Source organism: Gryllotalpicola protaetiae, assembly GCF_003627055.1.
GTDB lineage: Bacteria > Actinomycetota > Actinomycetes > Actinomycetales > Microbacteriaceae > Gryllotalpicola > Gryllotalpicola protaetiae.
The window spans coordinates 1,278,235-1,293,871 of record NZ_CP032624.1; the positions used below are offsets into that span (position 1 = coordinate 1,278,235).

Here is a 15,637-nt window from a genome sequence, read left to right on the forward strand (position 1 = left end):
AGCTCACCGTGTACATCACCCTTTCCGACCGAGGGGCCAAGACCGACCCGACGACGAAGGGTCGCGTCGCGACCCGCGTCTCGTCCACCGTCATTGCGATGGGCGTCGTCAGTATGTTCACCGACATCTCGAGCGAATCGGTGGCTGCTGTCCTTCCCCTGTACATCACCGCGGCGATGGGCATGTCGACGATCGCCTATGGCTTCATCGACGGCCTCTATCAGGGAGTCAGCGCCGTGGTGCGCATCGGCGGCGGCTGGGCGGCCGACCGCAGCGACCAGCCGAAATGGGTGGCGTTCCTCGGCTACGGTGTTTCCGCGCTCGCCCGCATCTGGCTGCTGTTCGCAACCGGTTTCGCCGCGGTGACCTCGGTCGTCGCGATCGATCGCATCGGCAAAGGCATCCGCACCGCGCCGCGTGACGCGCTGATCACCGCGTCCAGCCAGCCGGACAATCTCGGCCGCTCCTTCGGCGTGCACCGCATGCTCGACACGATCGGCGCGGCCGTCGGGCCGTTGCTCGCCTTCGTGATCCTGTGGGTGCTGCCCGGCGGGTACCGCGCGATCTTCGTGCTGTCGCTCGCATTCGCCATCGTCGGCGTGCTGATCCTCGGGGTGATCGTGCGCAACGGCCACCCCGCGCGCGAGGCCGGCCGCCGTCCCGCTCGACGGTTCTGGAGCGCCAAAGACCTCAAGCTTCCCGGCATGCCCCGGCTGCTCGTCGCAACCGGCGCTCTCGGGCTGATCACGGTCGGCGACGGATTCATCTACCTGGTGCTGCAAGCACGCTCGTCGTTCGCGGCCGAGTGGTTCCCGCTGCTCTACGTCGGCACGAACGTCGTGTTCCTCGCCCTCGCGATTCCGCTCGGTCGCTGGGCCGACCGCATCGGCCGCGGCCGCGTGTTCATCATCGGCCACTGCGCGTTGTTCGCCGTATACCTGATCACGACGATTCCCGTCGGCGGGATCGCGATCACCCTCATCTGCCTCGCCCTGCTCGGCGCGTTCTACGCAGCCACCGACGGCGTCCTCTCGGCGCTGACCGCGCAGCTCACGCCGCCTGAGAGCACAGCGAGCGGCATCGCGGCGACCCAGACCGTGACGGCCATTGCGCGCCTGATCGCCTCGACCGGCTTCGGCGTGCTGTGGTTCGCGATGGGACGGCAGAATGCGATGGCTCTCGTCGCCGGTCTCGCGGTGCTTGCCGTCATCGCCTCGGTCTACCTGCTGCGCCCGATGCTCGGTGTGCTGCACCGCGAGGTCGAGCTCTCACCGGAGTTCGACGAGTGAGCCCCCGGCAGAGAATGATCGCCGTCATCACCGCCTGCGCCCTGATTCTGGGCGGCGCCGTGTCGTACGGCATGGTCGCGTTCGCCGCATATCAGAAGCAGCAGAACGCGCCGAGCGACGTGGCTGCCAGGCATGCGACGGATGCGTCAGCCGAGGCGGCTGGCGAGCGCATCGTCTTCCGCGACACGGCCCCTGGCCAGGACTACGGTCACGTGGCATCCGTGCCGCTTGCAAGCCCCAAAGGCACACGCACCGTCACCCCACTCGTCTGCGATCGCGTCTACGAGACCGAGAAATACGAGTCCTGCCTGCAGACGGACGCGGGCGTCGTGACCACCTACACCGCCACGCTGTTCGACAAGTCCGGCGGCGTCGTCAAGAAGTGGGGCCTGCCCGGCCTGCCGAGCCGCACGCGGATCTCCCACGACGACAAGCTCGTGGCCTTCACCTCGTTCGTGACGGGCTCCGCCTACGCGACGGTCGGATTCTCGACCGCGACTGATATCTACTCGATCGCCGACGGCCACGACTACGGCAACATCGAGCAGTTCACGCTCTACATCGACGGCGCCGTGAACACCGCGGCCGATCGGAACATCTGGGGCGTCACCTTCGTGCCGGGCGACGACAACGCGTTCTATGCGACGGCGGCGACCGCCGGTCACACCTACCTCGTGCGCGGCTCACTGTCTGCGCGCACGCTCACCGAGGTGCACGAGACGGCCGAGTGCCCGTCGGTGTCACCCGACGGCACTCGGGTCGCGTTCAAGGTGAACATCTCGAAGACGAGCACGGCCTACTGGAGCGTCGCGGTGATGGACATCGCGACCGGCAAGGTCACGCTCATGCCCGACAAGCGCGACATCGACGACCAGGTCGAGTGGCTCGACGACTCGACGCTGCTCTACGGGGTGCCGCATGCCGGAACGCCCGGCGACTACGACGTATGGGAGACAGCCGCCGATGGCTCTGGCTCCCCTTCCCTCCTCATTCCCCACGCATGGAGCCCGGCGGTGATCGCGCAATGACACTCGATACCTCACGCATCAAACTCGGCGGCGCACCCGTCGACCTGCTCGAGTTCGACCAAGCGGTCGACCTCATCGCAGGCCGGGCGCTCGCGTCCAGCCAGCCGCCGCTCGGGGTGGTGTCGATCAACCTCGATCACATCCACCACTTCGGCGAGCGCTCGTCTCTCTACGGCGACTTCGGGCTGCGCTCAGGCCCCGTCGGCGACATCGAGTGGCTCAACCTCGCCGACGGCGCGCCGCTCGTCGAGCAGGCACGCCGGCTCACCGCGCACCAGTGGCCGCGGCTCGCGGGCTCCGACCTCATCGGTGCGCTGCTCGCGCGCGCAGAACGGGACGGCAGCAGCGTCGGATTCCTCGGCGGGCTGCCCTCGACAGCGACCGAGCTCAGCCGCCGGCTGCTCACCGAGTACCCGGCGCTCGAGCTCGCCGGGTGCTGGACGCCGTCGCGCGAGGAACTCGCCGACGCAGGCTACTCGTGCGAGCTCGCCGGCGAGATCCGAGACGTCGGCGTCGATGTGCTCGTTGTCTGCCTCGGCAAGCCGCGTCAGGAGCTCTGGATCGACCACTACGGCGTCCGCACCGGCGCGCACGTCCTGCTCGCGTTCGGCGCGGTCGTCGACTTCCTCGCGGGGCGGGTCGATCGCGCGCCGCGCTGGGCGGCGGACAACGGGTTCGAGTGGGCATGGCGGCTCTCGAAGGAACCGAAGCGGCTGTTCCGCCGCTACATCGTCGAGGGGCCGTCGGCGTACCGCGCCGTGCGGCGGAGTCCTGCCGTCATCTCGACCGAGGTCGCGGAATCATGACGCTCGTCGCTGATGAAGCGGCCGCCGAAGGCTTGGGCGGCTTCGTCTCAGCTGATGCCGAAGCCCTCGTGAACGTCGTGATCGTGACTTACAACAATCGCGACAGCATCGGGCCGCTCATGGATTCGCTGCGCCACGAGGCGCGGACACTGACGATGCGCGTCGTGGTCGTCGACAACAGCTCGGCGGACGACACAGCAGGACGCGTCCGCGAGGCATACCGCGACGTCAAGGTTGTGCACGCGGGCGGGAACCTGGGATACGCGGCGGGCATCAACATCGGCATGCGTGCGTTGCCGAGCGCCGAATTCACGTTCGTGGTCAACCCGGACGCGCTCATCGACGCCGGATGTATAGGTGCACTCGTCGCCCGAGCCCGCGAGACCGCTGCCGGTGTCGTCGCGCCCAAGCTGCTGGGAGCAGACGGGCGACTCGCTGTTTCTCTCTTCCGCGAGCCCACCGTACTTGGAACGCTCGGCGACGGCGTCTTCGGCTCGCGCTGGTCGAACCGACCGGGTTGGCTGAGCGAAATCGTCTACGACTCGGAGGACTATCAGTTCGCGCATGTGGTCGACTGGGCTGCGGGCGCAGCGATGCTGATCTCTCGGCAGGCATCCGACGCGGTCGGCGAGTGGGACGAACGCTACTTCCTGTATTCGGAGGAGACAGACTTCCAGCGCCGACTGCGGCAGTCCGGAATGTCCGTCTGGTACGAGCCGAACGCCGTGGTCCGACACACCCAGGGCGGCTCGGGCGGCTCGCCCGACCAGTACGCACTGCTCGCGGTCAACCGTGTGCGCTACGTGCGCCGCTATCGCGGCCGGGCGTACGCGGCGACGTTCCGCGGCGCTGCGATCGTGTGGGAGCTGATGCGCGCCAAGAGGCCATGGAATGCCCGTGCCCTGCGCGCTCTCCTGTCGGAGCAGAGTTGGAGTTCGCTTCCAAACGGCACAGGGCGGCCGGCGGGGGGCAGCGGCTCATGACGCGCCTGACGGTGATGACACCGAGCTACGCACCGGACTTCGACAGCTTCGTGCGGCTGCATCGCTCGGTGCAGCGGTTCACGAACGCAGATGTGCAGCACATCGCCATCGTCCCGTCAGCCGACCGCGATCTGTTCGCATCGATCGATGATTCCCGCCTCCAGGTCGTGGACTATCGCGAGCTACTGCCGCGGTCGGTCGTGCAGACAGGCTGGATCGCACACGCCGCCGCGCGAGTGCCCCGCCTGCCCCGCGGCGCGCGAATCGCGGCGATCAATCTGCGCCGGCCCTGGCCACCGCTGCGCGGATGGGTCATCCAGCAACTCGCCAAACTCGCAGCCGCATCGGCGGTCGAAGACGGCGTCATCGTCTTCCTCGATTCAGACGCCGAGCTGATTCGCCCGATCGACGCGTCCACTTTTTCGCGCACCGACGGGACGGTCAGGTTCTACCGGAAGCCAGACGCCGTGACCGACGAGACGTCGCGCCATATGGGATGGCATCGCGTCGCGCGCGAGCTGATCGGAACCCAACCATTGCCGGGCCCGCGCCCTGACTTCATCGCAGGATTAGTCACCTGGAACCCTGCGATCGTCCGCGCGTGCTTGGCTGAAATCGAAAACGTCACGGGGAGGCGCTGGGTAGAGGCCGTCGGAGGCCGCCGCGACTTCTCCGAGTACCAGCTCTACGGCGAGTTCCTCGATGAGTTCGGCACCTCTGCGCAAACCGCGTTCACCAGCGATGACCCGCTTTGTCACAGCCACTGGGAACCGCGCCCGATGACGCAACTCGAGGCGCGCGCATTCGTCGATTCGATCCGCCCCGACGACGTGGCCATTCACGTGCAGTCGAACTCGGATACGTCGGCAGACGTCATTCGATACGTGCGAACTGCGCTGGCGCTAGCCTGAGGCTTCTACGAATGTCCGGGACACCGTCGCGGCAGCCATTCGTGTTGCGGTCGTCAGTGCACCGCACAAACCGACCAAGAGAAAGAGCACTGCCCCGGACATCGGGAATGACAGACCGTCAAAGCCGGCGAACGTGACCGCCCCTGTCGCAATGGCCGCAGTGAAGGCCTGGGCCAACGCGCGCGCCTCTGTCGATCCGACCTGCCGAGCACGCTGAGCCGACCAGATCCCAGTCACGAGAAGAAGCCCGAAGCAGACGACTCCGACGATGCCCAGCTCAACCGTCAGCAGCAACCACTCGTCATCGAAGATGTAGTACCGGGACGAGAACGTGCCGTAGCCCGTTCCGAGTACGGGAGAGGCCGCGATGAAACCGGGCGCGGCCGCCAGCCCGTTGGTTCGCGAGAGGGCGCTCGGGTCGTCCGAAACACCCGTGAACAGCCCCTGCATCGTTGCGAGCATGCTGGGCACAGCGACCATCACGACCCCGGCCGCAATGACGACGGCGCCAGCCAGCAGAATCCGGAGCCGCGCCGACAACACAGGAAGCATCAGCACCACAGCCGTCGCCATCCCAAGCAGTGCCGACCTAGACGTGGCAACTAGCAGGCTCAACGTCAGGAAGACCGCGGGTGCCCATGCGAGCAACACCGCAAGCGTCCCGTGCCGTTCACGGCCGGTACCCGGCGCGACGGCGAGCGCAATGGCAATCGGAAGGCACATGCATAGCAAGGCCGCATATTCCAGCGGATTCGTCGCTGTGCCGGCTGCTCGCAAGAGGTCGCCCCTGACCTGAGCTCCAGTCGACCCGTTCGAAGCCATTCCTGGAATACTCAGCCGATCGACCCAGCCTTGCTTGGTGAGAAACTGAACCGCTCCTAGTGCAGCTTCGAAGATAGCGAAGCCGACGAGCCGGCGCGCCAAGGTCCGGAGGCTGGACATGTCGCGAATGCCGTCAAGCGCGACCAGAAGAACGCCGCCCCATGACACGATTTCGAGTGTGCCGGTGAAGGCAGGGCTGACCTGGTCAGCAGGCTGACCGCGCAGCATCGCGAGCGCAAAACTGGTCAACGATGACACGATCAACAGGGCGAATACAACCCGGACCGGCTGTCTGGTCCGCGGCTCGTTCGCCGAGTGGCTCTCAAGCTGGTAGATAATCCACCAGAAGAGCAGCACCAATCCCCATAGGAATGACGGTCTGCCCAGTGAGCCCAGCGCAGAGATTCGCAGATTCGAAGGAATCAGGCACAAGAGCACGAGATACACGGTCAGCATCCCGACGGCCCCGGCGCGTCCCTCGCCTTTGCTGACTGCCGAGGTAGACGGAGAGGCCTTGGCACTTCGCTCTGTCGCCGCGGCGAATGAGTCGGTCATGCGTGCGCTTCCGACGCGGCGCTCCCTGCACTTACGCGCGCGCCAGCCTCGACGCGAACCCGCTTTCTGACCTTTCGTGCGGCGAGAAGACTGTCACCGACAGCTGCAGCGATGAGCGTCACAACCAATCCGCCAACCCCTGCTCCCGCCGCGAACAACATCGGCTGCTTGAGCTTGATGGTGCTCTTGTCATCGACGGTAAGCGGTTCGAGTGTGATGCGATTCTTGTCGGTGATCCCCTCACGCTCCTGGAGCTGGGCGAGTGACTTACCGGTGTCAGTGACCAGTTGCTTCAGAATTGTTGCGGTCGCGGCGTCTGAGGGCGATTCAACGTCGATCACGACGACCGGGGTGACGGTACTCGCGTCGCGGGCGATCGTCACTTTCGCGTCCGGGTGCTTCTCGCGAATCGGCCCAACCACCTCTTCCGACCCCGCGGATCGGACGAGTACGTCGGCGGCCTGTGACAGGCCGGAAATGTAGAGATACGGGTTTCCGCCCTCCGGCAGACTCAAAGCGCCGGGGAGCAGAAGCACGCTTGCTGAGCGTTCGTACGCGGGCGGGGTCCTGGTGAACGCGCCAAATGCAAGGGCGCCTGCCAGAATCAGCCCGGGTAGCGTGATGTACCAACGCCGTAGGAGCATACGAATCGAGTCACTGACGTTCATTTCGTCGCGACCTTTCTTTTCTTTGCCGGACGGAATTCGGCGTTCCGGCGCCGATTCTTGCGGGCGAGCAGCGCGCGATCCAGCAGCACTGCGCCCCCGAGCGCGCTGACGGCAGCGGCTGCCGCTAGCGCGAGCGCAGCCATGGCAGTAGCGGTATGGCCGCTCGAGATCCATTCGATCTGAGTGGACAAAGGGACCACGCGGGAAGTGATGTGTTCGGTCGGCGCCGCACTGGTCTCTGCCTGCGCCTGTGAGGAGACGGCCGAGACCTGCTGAAGCAACGACTTCTGCTGCGCCTCTACCCATCCGCGGTCGCGCCCGACGATCTGAATCGTGATCTCGGCTGCCGAATAGCTTGCCGACCACTGACCACCGACGCTGGGCACGCCGATGCGAACGCCTTGCCGCACTCCGGCCCCGTAAAGCGGTGCGTCGTCGGAGGCGTAGCGTTCCACCGGCCTGCCTTGGTTGAGTTCCTGCGCGACAGTGAGCGCAAAACCGATGACGTTGTCATTGTCGATTCCACTGTTCGGAAGAAAGGACTTTCCACCAGGGGCTGAGAACGCGACGACAGGCGTGGTGGTGTAAACACCCCCCATGCGCTCAGCCGAGACGAACATGGCGGCCGCTATCACCGCAATGAAGACGGTGACGTACCACCGACGCAGCAGGACTCGAAGTGTGCTGTACGCGCTCATTCGAGCCGCCGCCCGCCCACTCCTGAATCGGCTACGGCTGCCATGACCGCGTGCGCCCGAACGGTCCAGCTGTGAGACGCAGCCTCATGCTTTCGTTGGCCGACCAAACCCGAATCGAATGAGGCGACCAGCGCCCGATTCACTGCGGTGGCGAACTGTCCGGGCTCCGCACAAATGGAAACGTGAGCTGACGCGAGCCAGCGCGAGGCTTCGAGATCGGTCGACACCGCAGGAATCCCAGCGGCCAGGTACTCGAGTGTCTTGAGCGGAAAGCTCGACTGGTTGAACTCGTCAGCCGAGTAGGGCGTCAAGCCCACCGCCAATTGGGCGAGATGGCGTGGCACTTCTTCGGCTGGCACGGCGCCGATCCACTCAACGCCGTCGCGGGCCGTCAATCGCTCGAAGTCAGCAATGAATGCCGAATCGGTGGCCGTACGCGGGCCGATGATCTTGAGCCGGATTCCGCGATCGACGACCGCATGCAGATAGGCGAGGTCGAGCCGCTCGTTGATCTGTCCGACCAATCCGGCTACGGAGGCGTCATTGTGGGGACGCACGGGATTCGGCTTCACACCATTGGGCACCACCGCCCACAGCTTGTCGCCGCCGGACCCGGTCGCCGGCAGGAGTCGGCGGACGTTCTCCAGCAGTCGCGGCGTCACTGCGAGGACTACGTCGGCGGCCTCGAGGTTGCGGCGCAGCGTGCGCCGCACCCAGTTTCGATCGAGCCCCATGAGTCCGGCGCCTTCGACCCAATCGTCGGTCACGAAGAGCACCCGAGGTATCCGGCTCGTCGCCGGCATGGGGGTGATCGGGTTGGCCACTACGACGGCCTGCACGGTCCGCCGCACCGCGAGACCGACGTGCGCAGAACGCATCGCATTGGTCACGGCCCGCATCGGTCGCCTGGTCACCGCAGGCGGAGCCGGCACTCGGATCCGCGCAACAGGCTCGTTGTCCGTGACGCTTCCCCGCCAGGATTTCCGTAGTGCGCCCCAACCGGACTTGTTCGGCGGGTCGACCCAGAGCACGTCACGCTCCTCTGCCAGCGCCGTTACGATTCGACGATCGGTGCCTTCGGTCTCATCCCATCCGACCCCCGCGTACCACAGGACGACGCCATCCGTTCCGAAGTTCATGACACGCTCACAACCGACTCCGGTCGTGCCATCGCGCGCATCTTTGCTGGCGCATTGAAGTCCTCGCCGGCTGGGCGATGGGCGATCTTCCGCAGTTCATCGCGGAACTGATAGCGAGCGAACACTGACGCGCACCTGATCGCCTCAACCGCTTGGCGCGAGCTCCGCGGTCGCCGCGTTCCGGCGGCAAGCGAGTATCTCTCGATGAGCTCTTGCGCTGCGCGATCGAGCGAGAACGCGTGGGCATTGGCGAGGCTGAAGCGAGCCGCTCGATCACGCTCGCGCTCGTCGATGAGCAATGGAAGGAGCTCTGCCCTGAGAGCCTCGGGGCCAGATGCGCCGGATTCGCCGATGCCGTACCAACCGCTCCAGCGGAAGTCTTCGATCGAGTTCTCGTCAAGCCGTCGCCAATAGCCGTGCTCTCCCTGGACGACCAGCGGTTTCCCGAACGCCACCGCACGCAATGCAGATCCGCCCATTCCCAGCACGACTTCTGCGGCTGAATACGCGGCGCGCGGGTCCGCCATCTCGCCGGTCATCGTCACAACCTCGCGGCCGCTGCGAGAGTTCGCCGCAGCTGCCGCCCGTTCGAGTTGATCGCGAGCCTCGCCATCGCCGACGATGACGAGGCGTGCAGCCTGACTCGCTCCGAGCTCGCCGAACAGTTCGACTGCCGCCAGGAGCCCCTCGAGCTTCAGCGCGCGGGCCAGCCTGCTGACCGACACCACGAGAAGCTCATCATTGCGCGCCCCGATACCCGTGCGGAATCCGGCAGCCTCGGTCACCCCGGGCGCATTGGCCTCGGTGTCGACCGGTGGCTCGAGAACGCTTACGCTAGATCGCCCGAATTCCCGCTCGGCTGCTTCAATCTGTCGAGTTCCGACCGTCAGCGGCAGATCTCTTGGGATGAACGGTGCGACCGCCATCGACATGACGCTTCCGAACGGTACGGCTGGGGTACCGCGCGCAGCCAGCACGCCTTCGATGATCGGTGGCCACTCCCAGCCGTGAATCACGTCGATCCGACGAGCGCGGATCTCTCGGCGCAATGCCGCCACGACGCCAACATCCGGGCGACGGTGGGGCCTTGGCGACGAGATGAACTCGAGACCAAGCGATTCTGCGTACTCGACGAGCGGTCCACGGTGACCGAACAGGACGACGTCGTGCCCATCCGTTTGGAGCCGGGCAGCGAGCTCGATGGCGTTGAGCTGGCTGCCACCCATCCCGAGATCGTGCGGGTACACCATGATTCTCATGCCACTACCGCCGTCGATCTCACGGATCGAATCGTCTGCACGCTGGAGCGCTCTCGCCAAGCCAGGGCGGCGGCCACCGCGAGCGCAATCACACCAGCGCCAATGCACGCGAGCAGTGGCGGCAGGCGCAGCGACGACATGCTCAAGGCGACAAGAGCCACGCCTACGCCGCCACCGACCGGTAGCACGACAGACGACAGCACCGTCCGGACCGGAATTCCGCCGCCTCGCAGCAGACCAAGGTAGGCGGGCAGCACGACGATGAGGGCGACGGCAACCTCTGCGGCGGCTACACCGACGAGGCCCCAGAAATGTGCGCCGACGATGAGCGCCGGTAGAAGCGCGAGCAGCCACACAAGCTGCAGAGTGAGAAGACGACCGGTTCGCCCCTGGACGACGAGATAGTCGTAGGCGAGCTCGAAGATGATTCGAAGCGCGGCGGCGCCGGCGAGAAAGCGCAACACGTCGGCCGCCGGTAGCCACGCGATTCCATAGACGAAGCGGACTATCGGATCAGCGGCCCCCGCGAGGAATCCGCACACGGGAAGAGCCGCAACCGTGAGCACACGGATGATCGAGCGGAAGGCCCCAAGGCGCTGAGTCGGGTCGTCTCGCAATCGCGCGAACGTCGCCGGAGCCACGCTGCGCATCGGCTGCGAGAAGATGCTCACCGGCCAACTCGCGATGTTGAAGGCGAGCACGAAGAAACCGAGAGACGTAGGACCCAGCATGCGCCCGACGACGAGCTGGTCCACGTTGCCCGCTGCGATCACGACAATGCTCGCGCCTGCCAGCGGGAGCCCGAATCGCAGCAGTTGACGTGCAATCGACGGGTCGAAACCGAATCGCAGCCGCACGGGCGAGATCGCGACGAGGACAACTGCCGCAACCAGAGAGCCGGAGATCCTGCCGACCGCGAGGCTCATCGCTCCCCAGTGCGCGAACGCGAGAATCACGGACACACCCGCCCCGACCCACACGTTGAGCTGATCGGCGAGCGCGCGCTTGTCCTGCCTGAACCCCCGTTCGAGCAAGGCAGCCGGTGATGAGGTGATGGCATCGATCACGACAGAGAACAGCAGGACCCGCAGCGGCCACACAGCGGCGGGGGCGCCCATCGCCTGCGCGAACGCCGGCGCTGCGCAATACCCGGCAACGTAGATGGCCACACTGACCGCTGTCGAAATCGTGCTCACGGTCGGCGCGATACGAGCGGGGTCCCCCGGCCAGCGCACGATCGCGAGGCTGACACCCAGCTCGTTGAAGCTGAGCACGATCGTCAAGGCGACGAGGGCGACCGCGAACGTGCCGAACGAGTGCGGGCCGAGCAGGCGTGCAAGCAGCACACCGATACCAAGCGTGGCCAGCTTGCTGAAGGCCGTGTTCCCGAAGCTCCACGCGAGCGCCGTGGCGGACGAGTGCGTCTTCATCTCAGTTCGTCGTCTGTGAAGTGCGTCACGCCACACCAGCCTCTGTCGCGCGCTCGAGCACGACCGCAAGCGCGTCCACGACCCGTCCCAGCGACACCTCCGACAGGTGCGGGAACATCGGGAGCGAAAGGATGCTGTCAGCTGCAGCTTCCACGACGGGAAAACTCCCGGCGCCGTAGCCGAGGTGCGCGAACGCGCCCGTGAGGTGCACCGGGGTCGGATAGTGGATCGCGGCACCGATGCCCGCTGCGTTCAAGTCCGCAAGAACCCGATCGCGATCGTCAGCCTGCACGACATAGAGATGCCAGACGTCTGTGCTGCCCGCGCGTGAACTCGGCAACGTGAGCACGCGCGAGTCCGCCAGCGGCGCGAGCAACCTGCCATAGTTGGCCGCGATCGCCCGACGGGCGATGTTCCAGTCTTCGAGCCGCTTGAGCTTCGCCCTCAAGACGACCGCCTGCATGGCATCCAGGCGGGAGTTGAATCCGGGACGATCGTGCACATACTTCTTGCTTGAGCCGTGCGCGGCGAGGTTACGAACGATCGACGCCAGTTCGCTGTCATTCGTAAGCACTGCGCCTGCGTCGCCGGCAGCGCCCAGGTTCTTCCCCGGGTAGAAGCTCGTCGCCGCGATTCGACCCATCGCTCCTGCTCGGCCGCGCAGGGAGTGCGCGCCCTGAGACTGCGCGGCGTCTTCGACGATCGGGATCGCTCGCGACACGACGGCCGGAATCACCTCGATCGCCTCGACCGGTGCGACCTGTCCGTAGAGATGCACCGGGATGATCGCGGCAGTCTTCTCCGTGATCGCGGCCTCGACCTTGGCCGGATCGATGAGCAGATGAGCCGCATCGACGTCGACCAGCACCGGCCGCGCTCCCGTGCGCCAGACGGCCTCGGCAGTCGCCACGAAGGTGTTGGCTGGAATGATGACTTCGTCGCCGGACCCCACTCCGAGCGCTCTCAGTGCAAGCTCGATGGCGTCGGTGCCGTTGCCGACTCCAATGCAGTGTTCGACGCCGATGTATTCGGCGTACTCGCGCTCGAATGCCTCGACCTGAGGTCCGCCGATGAAACCGGCCGAGTCGAGAACCGCCGTCCATCCTGCGAGCACCTCATCGCGGATCTCGGCGCTCTGCGCGCGAAGGTCGAGGAACGGCACGCCGGCGGCGGTGGGGGTGCTCATGAGAGGATCTCCTTGATTCGTTCGGAGAGTGGGCGCGCAGGCACACCCACCCAGGTCTCCCGCTCCGGCAGGTCGGCAAGCAGTGCAGCCCCCATGCCGAGCGTCGCGCCGGCGCCGACGCGCGTGTTCTCCCGCACGCTCGAGTTCATCCCGAGGTACGCGGCCTCACCGATCGAGACGCCGCCGCCGAGCGAGACGCCCGCACACAGCGTCGCGAAGTCGTCGACCTCATCGTCGTGCGTGAGCGTCACGTTCGGCATCGCGACGACGTGGCGCCCGACGAAAACGTTGGACGTCAGCACAACGCCCGGAAGCAGGACGCTTCCGATGCCGATCGAGCAGTCAGCCGGCACGCGCACGCTCGGCGCGATGAGTGTCGCGTAGTCGGCATCCGTCAGCCCGAATTCGCCGAGCCGGTTGACCAGACCACGCCGCGATGCGCCCTTTCCGGCGCACACCGCGACTTTCGCGTCGCCTCGGCGGTCGATCTTCTCGAGGCCACCGAGCACGGGTACACCGCCGAGGGTCGAGCCGACCTTGCTGTCGTCATCGTCCAGAACGCCGATGAAGCGGATGCCGCGCGGCGCTGCCGCGATGATCTCGCGGGCGAGGCCGCTGGCCGCGACCAGCAGCACCTCCTCGTTGAAGGCGAGGTGGGAGCTCATGCGATCACCTCTGCCGTCTGCCTCGCCGCTGTCGTCTCCGCTGCGCGCAGCAGCGCATCGACGACGCGGTCCTGCTCGCGATCGGTCATTTCGTGATAGACGGGCAGGATCAAAGTCGCATCCGTCAGCCTCTCGGTGATCGGGAGCCACGCACCGGGCCGGTTCGTATACGCCGGCTGCCGGTGTGCGGCCATGATGCCCCGACGAGCAGAGATGCCTGCTTCGGCGAGCGCGAGCATGGCACCGTCGCGGTCGAGCGGGAAGTCGCCTTGCACCTCCAGCCAGAACGACTGGAAGTTGCTGGTACCCCAGGCGGGGTCGCGCACGGGTCGCAGCCCGGGCACGCCGTCGAGCATCTTGACATAGCGAGCCACCAGCTCGCGCCGCCGTGCAACGATCTGCGGCAGACGGCCGAGCTGCACCAACCCGATCGCCGCCTGCACGTCGGTCATGCGGAAGTTGAATCCGATCTCCAGGTACTCCTCTGCCGGTGCGAGCAGGCTCGCCTGGCGGTCCGCCGCCGAGACGCTCATCGCGTGCTCGCGCAAACGCCGGGCCCGTTCAGCCCAGTCGGCGTGTGCGGTCGTGAGCATGCCTCCCTCGCCGGTCGTGAGCAGTTTGCGAGGGTGGAAGGACCAGGCGGCGATGTCGGCGCCGGCACCGACGGGCCTGCCCCGGTAGGTCGAGCCGGCCCCGCACGCGGCATCCTCGATCACGACGATGCCAAGCGGGTCGCACAGCCCGCGAATCGGGTCGAGGTCGACGGGGATGCCACCCTGATCGACGACGATGACGGCACGCGTCTTGGGCGTGAGTGCGAGCCGGACGGTCTCGGCGGTGACGTTGCCCGTCGTCGCATCGACGTCGGCGAAGACCGGGTTCGCGCCGACATACGTCGGAGCGTTCGCGGTCGCGATGAACGAGAACGACGGCACGATGACGTCGGCCCCGGGCCCGACGCCGGCGACCACGAGCGCGAGGTGGAGCGCCGTCGTGCAATTCGACGTCGCGACCGCGTGCTCCGCTTCCATCGCCTCGGCGAACGCGGCCTCGAACGCGGCGACCCGAGGGCCCTGCGCGACCCAGCCCGAGGAGATCGCGGCCGCGACCGCGTCGATCTCCTCCTGGCCGAGCCAGGGCTTCATGACGTTGATGCGCGGCTCGGCGCTCATGCCGTCACCGCCACGGATTGCGCGGCGACGAGCGAGTCCACCTCGAGGTTGTCCTTCTCAAGCCGCCACCAATCGACGAGCTCGCGCAGTCCACGCTCCAGGTCGATCTCGGCTGTGAACCCGAGGTCGCGCTGCGCGGCGCTGGTGTCGGCGAGGCGGCGGGTGACGCCGTTCACGGCGCGAGCGGGCCCGAATTCGATGCCAAGGTCGGAGTCCATGACCCGCAGCAGCGCCTGCGCCAGCTCGAGCAGGCTCGTCTCCTCGCCCCGGGCGATGTTGTAGACGCCCTCGACGATGTCGCTTTTCGCCGTGAGGATGTTCGCGCGTGCGATGTCGGGGACGCTGACGAAATCCATCGTCTGCAACCCGTCTCCGAAGATCAGCGGAGGCTTGCCGGCGACGATGCGCTCCATCCAGCGGACAAGCACCTCGGTGTAGACGCCGTGCACATCCATGCGCGGGCCGTACACGTTGAAATAGCGCAGCGTGACGTAGTCGATGCCGCGCATCGCCCGGAACGACTTCAGCAACCCTTCATTGAAGGTCTTCGCGGCTCCGTAGATCGTGTCGTTGTCATACGGATGCTGCGTCTCAGGCGTCGGGAATGATTCCGCCAGCCCGTAGACCGAGGCGCTCGAGGCCGTGATCAGCTTGTCCACGTGGTGATCTGCGGCTGCTTCGTAGACATTGAAGGTTCCATCGACGAGCACCTCGAGCGCGAGCCGCGGGTCCTCAGCGCACTGCGTGATGCGGATCGCGGCCTCGTGGAAGACAAGGTCCTTCCCGCGCGTCACCTCGTGCACGAGGTCGCGGTCGCGAATGTCGCCCTCGATGAGCGACACGCGCCCCGACGCCAGGGCGGGCGCCAGGTTCGCCCGACGGCCGCGGGTGAAGTTGTCGAGCACATCGATGTGAGCGATGCCTGCCTCGAGAAGCTGGTCGACGATGGTCGAGCCGATCGTGCCTGCGCCGCCTGTGACCAAGACGTCGGCGCCGATGAGGTCGGTCATTCGGGTTCTCCTGTTC

15 protein-coding genes are annotated in these 15,637 nt (G+C 66.4%); 5 read left to right on the forward strand and 10 right to left on the reverse strand.

The genetic code is table 11. The annotated features are described in order from the left end of the window. Positions 1 to 8 precede the first annotated feature (8 nt). Genes D7I44_RS06310 through D7I44_RS06330 form a run of 5 tightly spaced genes read left to right on the forward strand, consistent with a single transcriptional unit; the run spans position 9 to position 5,017 of the window. The gene (locus D7I44_RS06310) at positions 9 to 1,289 is read left to right on the forward strand and encodes an MFS transporter (protein ID WP_245980062.1); all 1,281 of its coding nucleotides are present in this window, start codon (positions 9 to 11) and stop codon (positions 1,287 to 1,289) included. 14 nt (positions 1,290 to 1,303) lie between these two features. Then, positions 1,304 to 2,317 (forward strand): TolB-like translocation protein, encoded by a 1,014-nt coding sequence (locus D7I44_RS06315; protein ID WP_120788712.1) that lies wholly within the window; start codon positions 1,304 to 1,306, stop codon positions 2,315 to 2,317. Beyond that, complete coding sequence (locus tag D7I44_RS06320) at positions 2,314 to 3,123, forward strand: WecB/TagA/CpsF family glycosyltransferase (RefSeq protein WP_162940096.1); 810 nt, start codon at positions 2,314 to 2,316, stop codon at positions 3,121 to 3,123. The genes D7I44_RS06315 and D7I44_RS06320 overlap by 4 nt, the downstream gene beginning before the upstream one ends. Then, complete coding sequence (locus D7I44_RS06325; protein WP_162940097.1) at positions 3,120 to 4,106, forward strand: glycosyltransferase family 2 protein; 987 nt, start codon at positions 3,120 to 3,122, stop codon at positions 4,104 to 4,106. Before D7I44_RS06320 ends, D7I44_RS06325 begins: the two co-directional genes overlap by 4 nt. After that, positions 4,103 to 5,017 (forward strand): DUF6492 family protein, encoded by a 915-nt coding sequence (locus tag D7I44_RS06330; protein ID WP_120788715.1) that lies wholly within the window; start codon positions 4,103 to 4,105, stop codon positions 5,015 to 5,017. Before D7I44_RS06325 ends, D7I44_RS06330 begins: the two co-directional genes overlap by 4 nt. Here the strand turns inward: D7I44_RS06330 and D7I44_RS06335 are convergent. The 10 genes from D7I44_RS06335 to D7I44_RS06380 all read right to left on the reverse strand — a co-directional run bounded on the left by D7I44_RS06335 (position 5,009) and on the right by D7I44_RS06380 (position 15,621). Further along, positions 5,009 to 6,394 carry an O-antigen ligase family protein gene (locus D7I44_RS06335; RefSeq protein ID WP_120788716.1) on the reverse strand — a complete coding sequence of 462 codons (1,386 nt, stop codon included), beginning with the start codon at positions 6,392 to 6,394 and terminating at the stop codon, positions 5,009 to 5,011. The two genes, D7I44_RS06330 and D7I44_RS06335, sit on opposite strands and share 9 nt — an antisense overlap. After that, entirely contained in the window at positions 6,391 to 6,930 is a 540-nt protein-coding gene (locus D7I44_RS06340) for a hypothetical protein (protein ID WP_162940098.1), read from the reverse strand. Before D7I44_RS06340 ends, D7I44_RS06335 begins: the two co-directional genes overlap by 4 nt. A 128-nt stretch (positions 6,931 to 7,058) precedes the next feature. Further along, positions 7,059 to 7,760 (reverse strand): hypothetical protein, encoded by a 702-nt coding sequence (locus D7I44_RS06345; RefSeq protein ID WP_120788718.1) that lies wholly within the window; start codon positions 7,758 to 7,760, stop codon positions 7,059 to 7,061. Continuing rightward, positions 7,757 to 8,899 (reverse strand): glycosyltransferase, encoded by a 1,143-nt coding sequence (locus D7I44_RS06350; RefSeq protein ID WP_120788719.1) that lies wholly within the window; start codon positions 8,897 to 8,899, stop codon positions 7,757 to 7,759. The genes D7I44_RS06345 and D7I44_RS06350 overlap by 4 nt, the downstream gene beginning before the upstream one ends. Beyond that, positions 8,896 to 10,149, reverse strand: a complete 1,254-nt coding sequence (locus D7I44_RS06355) for a glycosyltransferase (protein ID WP_162940099.1) — start codon at positions 10,147 to 10,149, stop codon at positions 8,896 to 8,898. Before D7I44_RS06355 ends, D7I44_RS06350 begins: the two co-directional genes overlap by 4 nt. A 5-nt stretch (positions 10,150 to 10,154) precedes the next feature. Continuing rightward, on the reverse strand, positions 10,155 to 11,588 hold the full coding sequence (locus D7I44_RS06360) for a lipopolysaccharide biosynthesis protein (RefSeq protein WP_120788721.1): 1,434 nt from the start codon (positions 11,586 to 11,588) through the stop codon (positions 10,155 to 10,157). A gap of 25 nt (positions 11,589 to 11,613) precedes the next feature. Beyond that, a complete protein-coding gene (locus tag D7I44_RS06365; RefSeq protein WP_120788722.1) occupies positions 11,614 to 12,774 on the reverse strand; it encodes a DegT/DnrJ/EryC1/StrS family aminotransferase in 1,161 nt (386 codons plus the stop codon). After that, positions 12,771 to 13,439: an LbetaH domain-containing protein gene (locus D7I44_RS06370; RefSeq protein ID WP_120788723.1), complete on the reverse strand. Its 669-nt coding sequence runs from the start codon at positions 13,437 to 13,439 to the stop codon at positions 12,771 to 12,773. Before D7I44_RS06370 ends, D7I44_RS06365 begins: the two co-directional genes overlap by 4 nt. Then, a complete protein-coding gene (locus D7I44_RS06375; protein ID WP_120788724.1) occupies positions 13,436 to 14,611 on the reverse strand; it encodes a DegT/DnrJ/EryC1/StrS family aminotransferase in 1,176 nt (391 codons plus the stop codon). The genes D7I44_RS06370 and D7I44_RS06375 overlap by 4 nt, the downstream gene beginning before the upstream one ends. Then, positions 14,608 to 15,621 (reverse strand): NAD-dependent epimerase/dehydratase family protein, encoded by a 1,014-nt coding sequence (locus D7I44_RS06380; RefSeq protein ID WP_120788725.1) that lies wholly within the window; start codon positions 15,619 to 15,621, stop codon positions 14,608 to 14,610. Before D7I44_RS06380 ends, D7I44_RS06375 begins: the two co-directional genes overlap by 4 nt. Between the last annotated feature and the right edge of the window lie 16 nt (positions 15,622 to 15,637).

Coding starts and splice junctions, on each gene's coding strand:
- D7I44_RS06315 (WP_120788712.1), top strand. CDS start 1,304: ATGATCGCCGTCATCACCGCCTGCGCCCTGATTCTGGGCGGCGCCGTG.
- D7I44_RS06345 (WP_120788718.1), bottom strand. CDS start 7,760: ATGAGCGCGTACAGCACACTTCGAGTCCTGCTGCGTCGGTGGTACGTC.
- D7I44_RS06375 (WP_120788724.1), bottom strand. CDS start 14,611: ATGAGCGCCGAGCCGCGCATCAACGTCATGAAGCCCTGGCTCGGCCAG.
- D7I44_RS06355 (WP_162940099.1), bottom strand. CDS start 10,149: ATGGTGTACCCGCACGATCTCGGGATGGGTGGCAGCCAGCTCAACGCC.
- D7I44_RS06380 (WP_120788725.1), bottom strand. CDS start 15,621: ATGACCGACCTCATCGGCGCCGACGTCTTGGTCACAGGCGGCGCAGGC.
- D7I44_RS06335 (WP_120788716.1), bottom strand. CDS start 6,394: ATGACCGACTCATTCGCCGCGGCGACAGAGCGAAGTGCCAAGGCCTCT.
- D7I44_RS06350 (WP_120788719.1), bottom strand. CDS start 8,899: ATGAACTTCGGAACGGATGGCGTCGTCCTGTGGTACGCGGGGGTCGGA.
- D7I44_RS06370 (WP_120788723.1), bottom strand. CDS start 13,439: ATGAGCTCCCACCTCGCCTTCAACGAGGAGGTGCTGCTGGTCGCGGCC.
- D7I44_RS06330 (WP_120788715.1), top strand. CDS start 4,103: ATGACGCGCCTGACGGTGATGACACCGAGCTACGCACCGGACTTCGAC.
- D7I44_RS06320 (WP_162940096.1), top strand. CDS start 2,314: ATGACACTCGATACCTCACGCATCAAACTCGGCGGCGCACCCGTCGAC.
- D7I44_RS06365 (WP_120788722.1), bottom strand. CDS start 12,774: ATGAGCACCCCCACCGCCGCCGGCGTGCCGTTCCTCGACCTTCGCGCG.
- D7I44_RS06360 (WP_120788721.1), bottom strand. CDS start 11,588: ATGAAGACGCACTCGTCCGCCACGGCGCTCGCGTGGAGCTTCGGGAAC.
- D7I44_RS06325 (WP_162940097.1), top strand. CDS start 3,120: ATGACGCTCGTCGCTGATGAAGCGGCCGCCGAAGGCTTGGGCGGCTTC.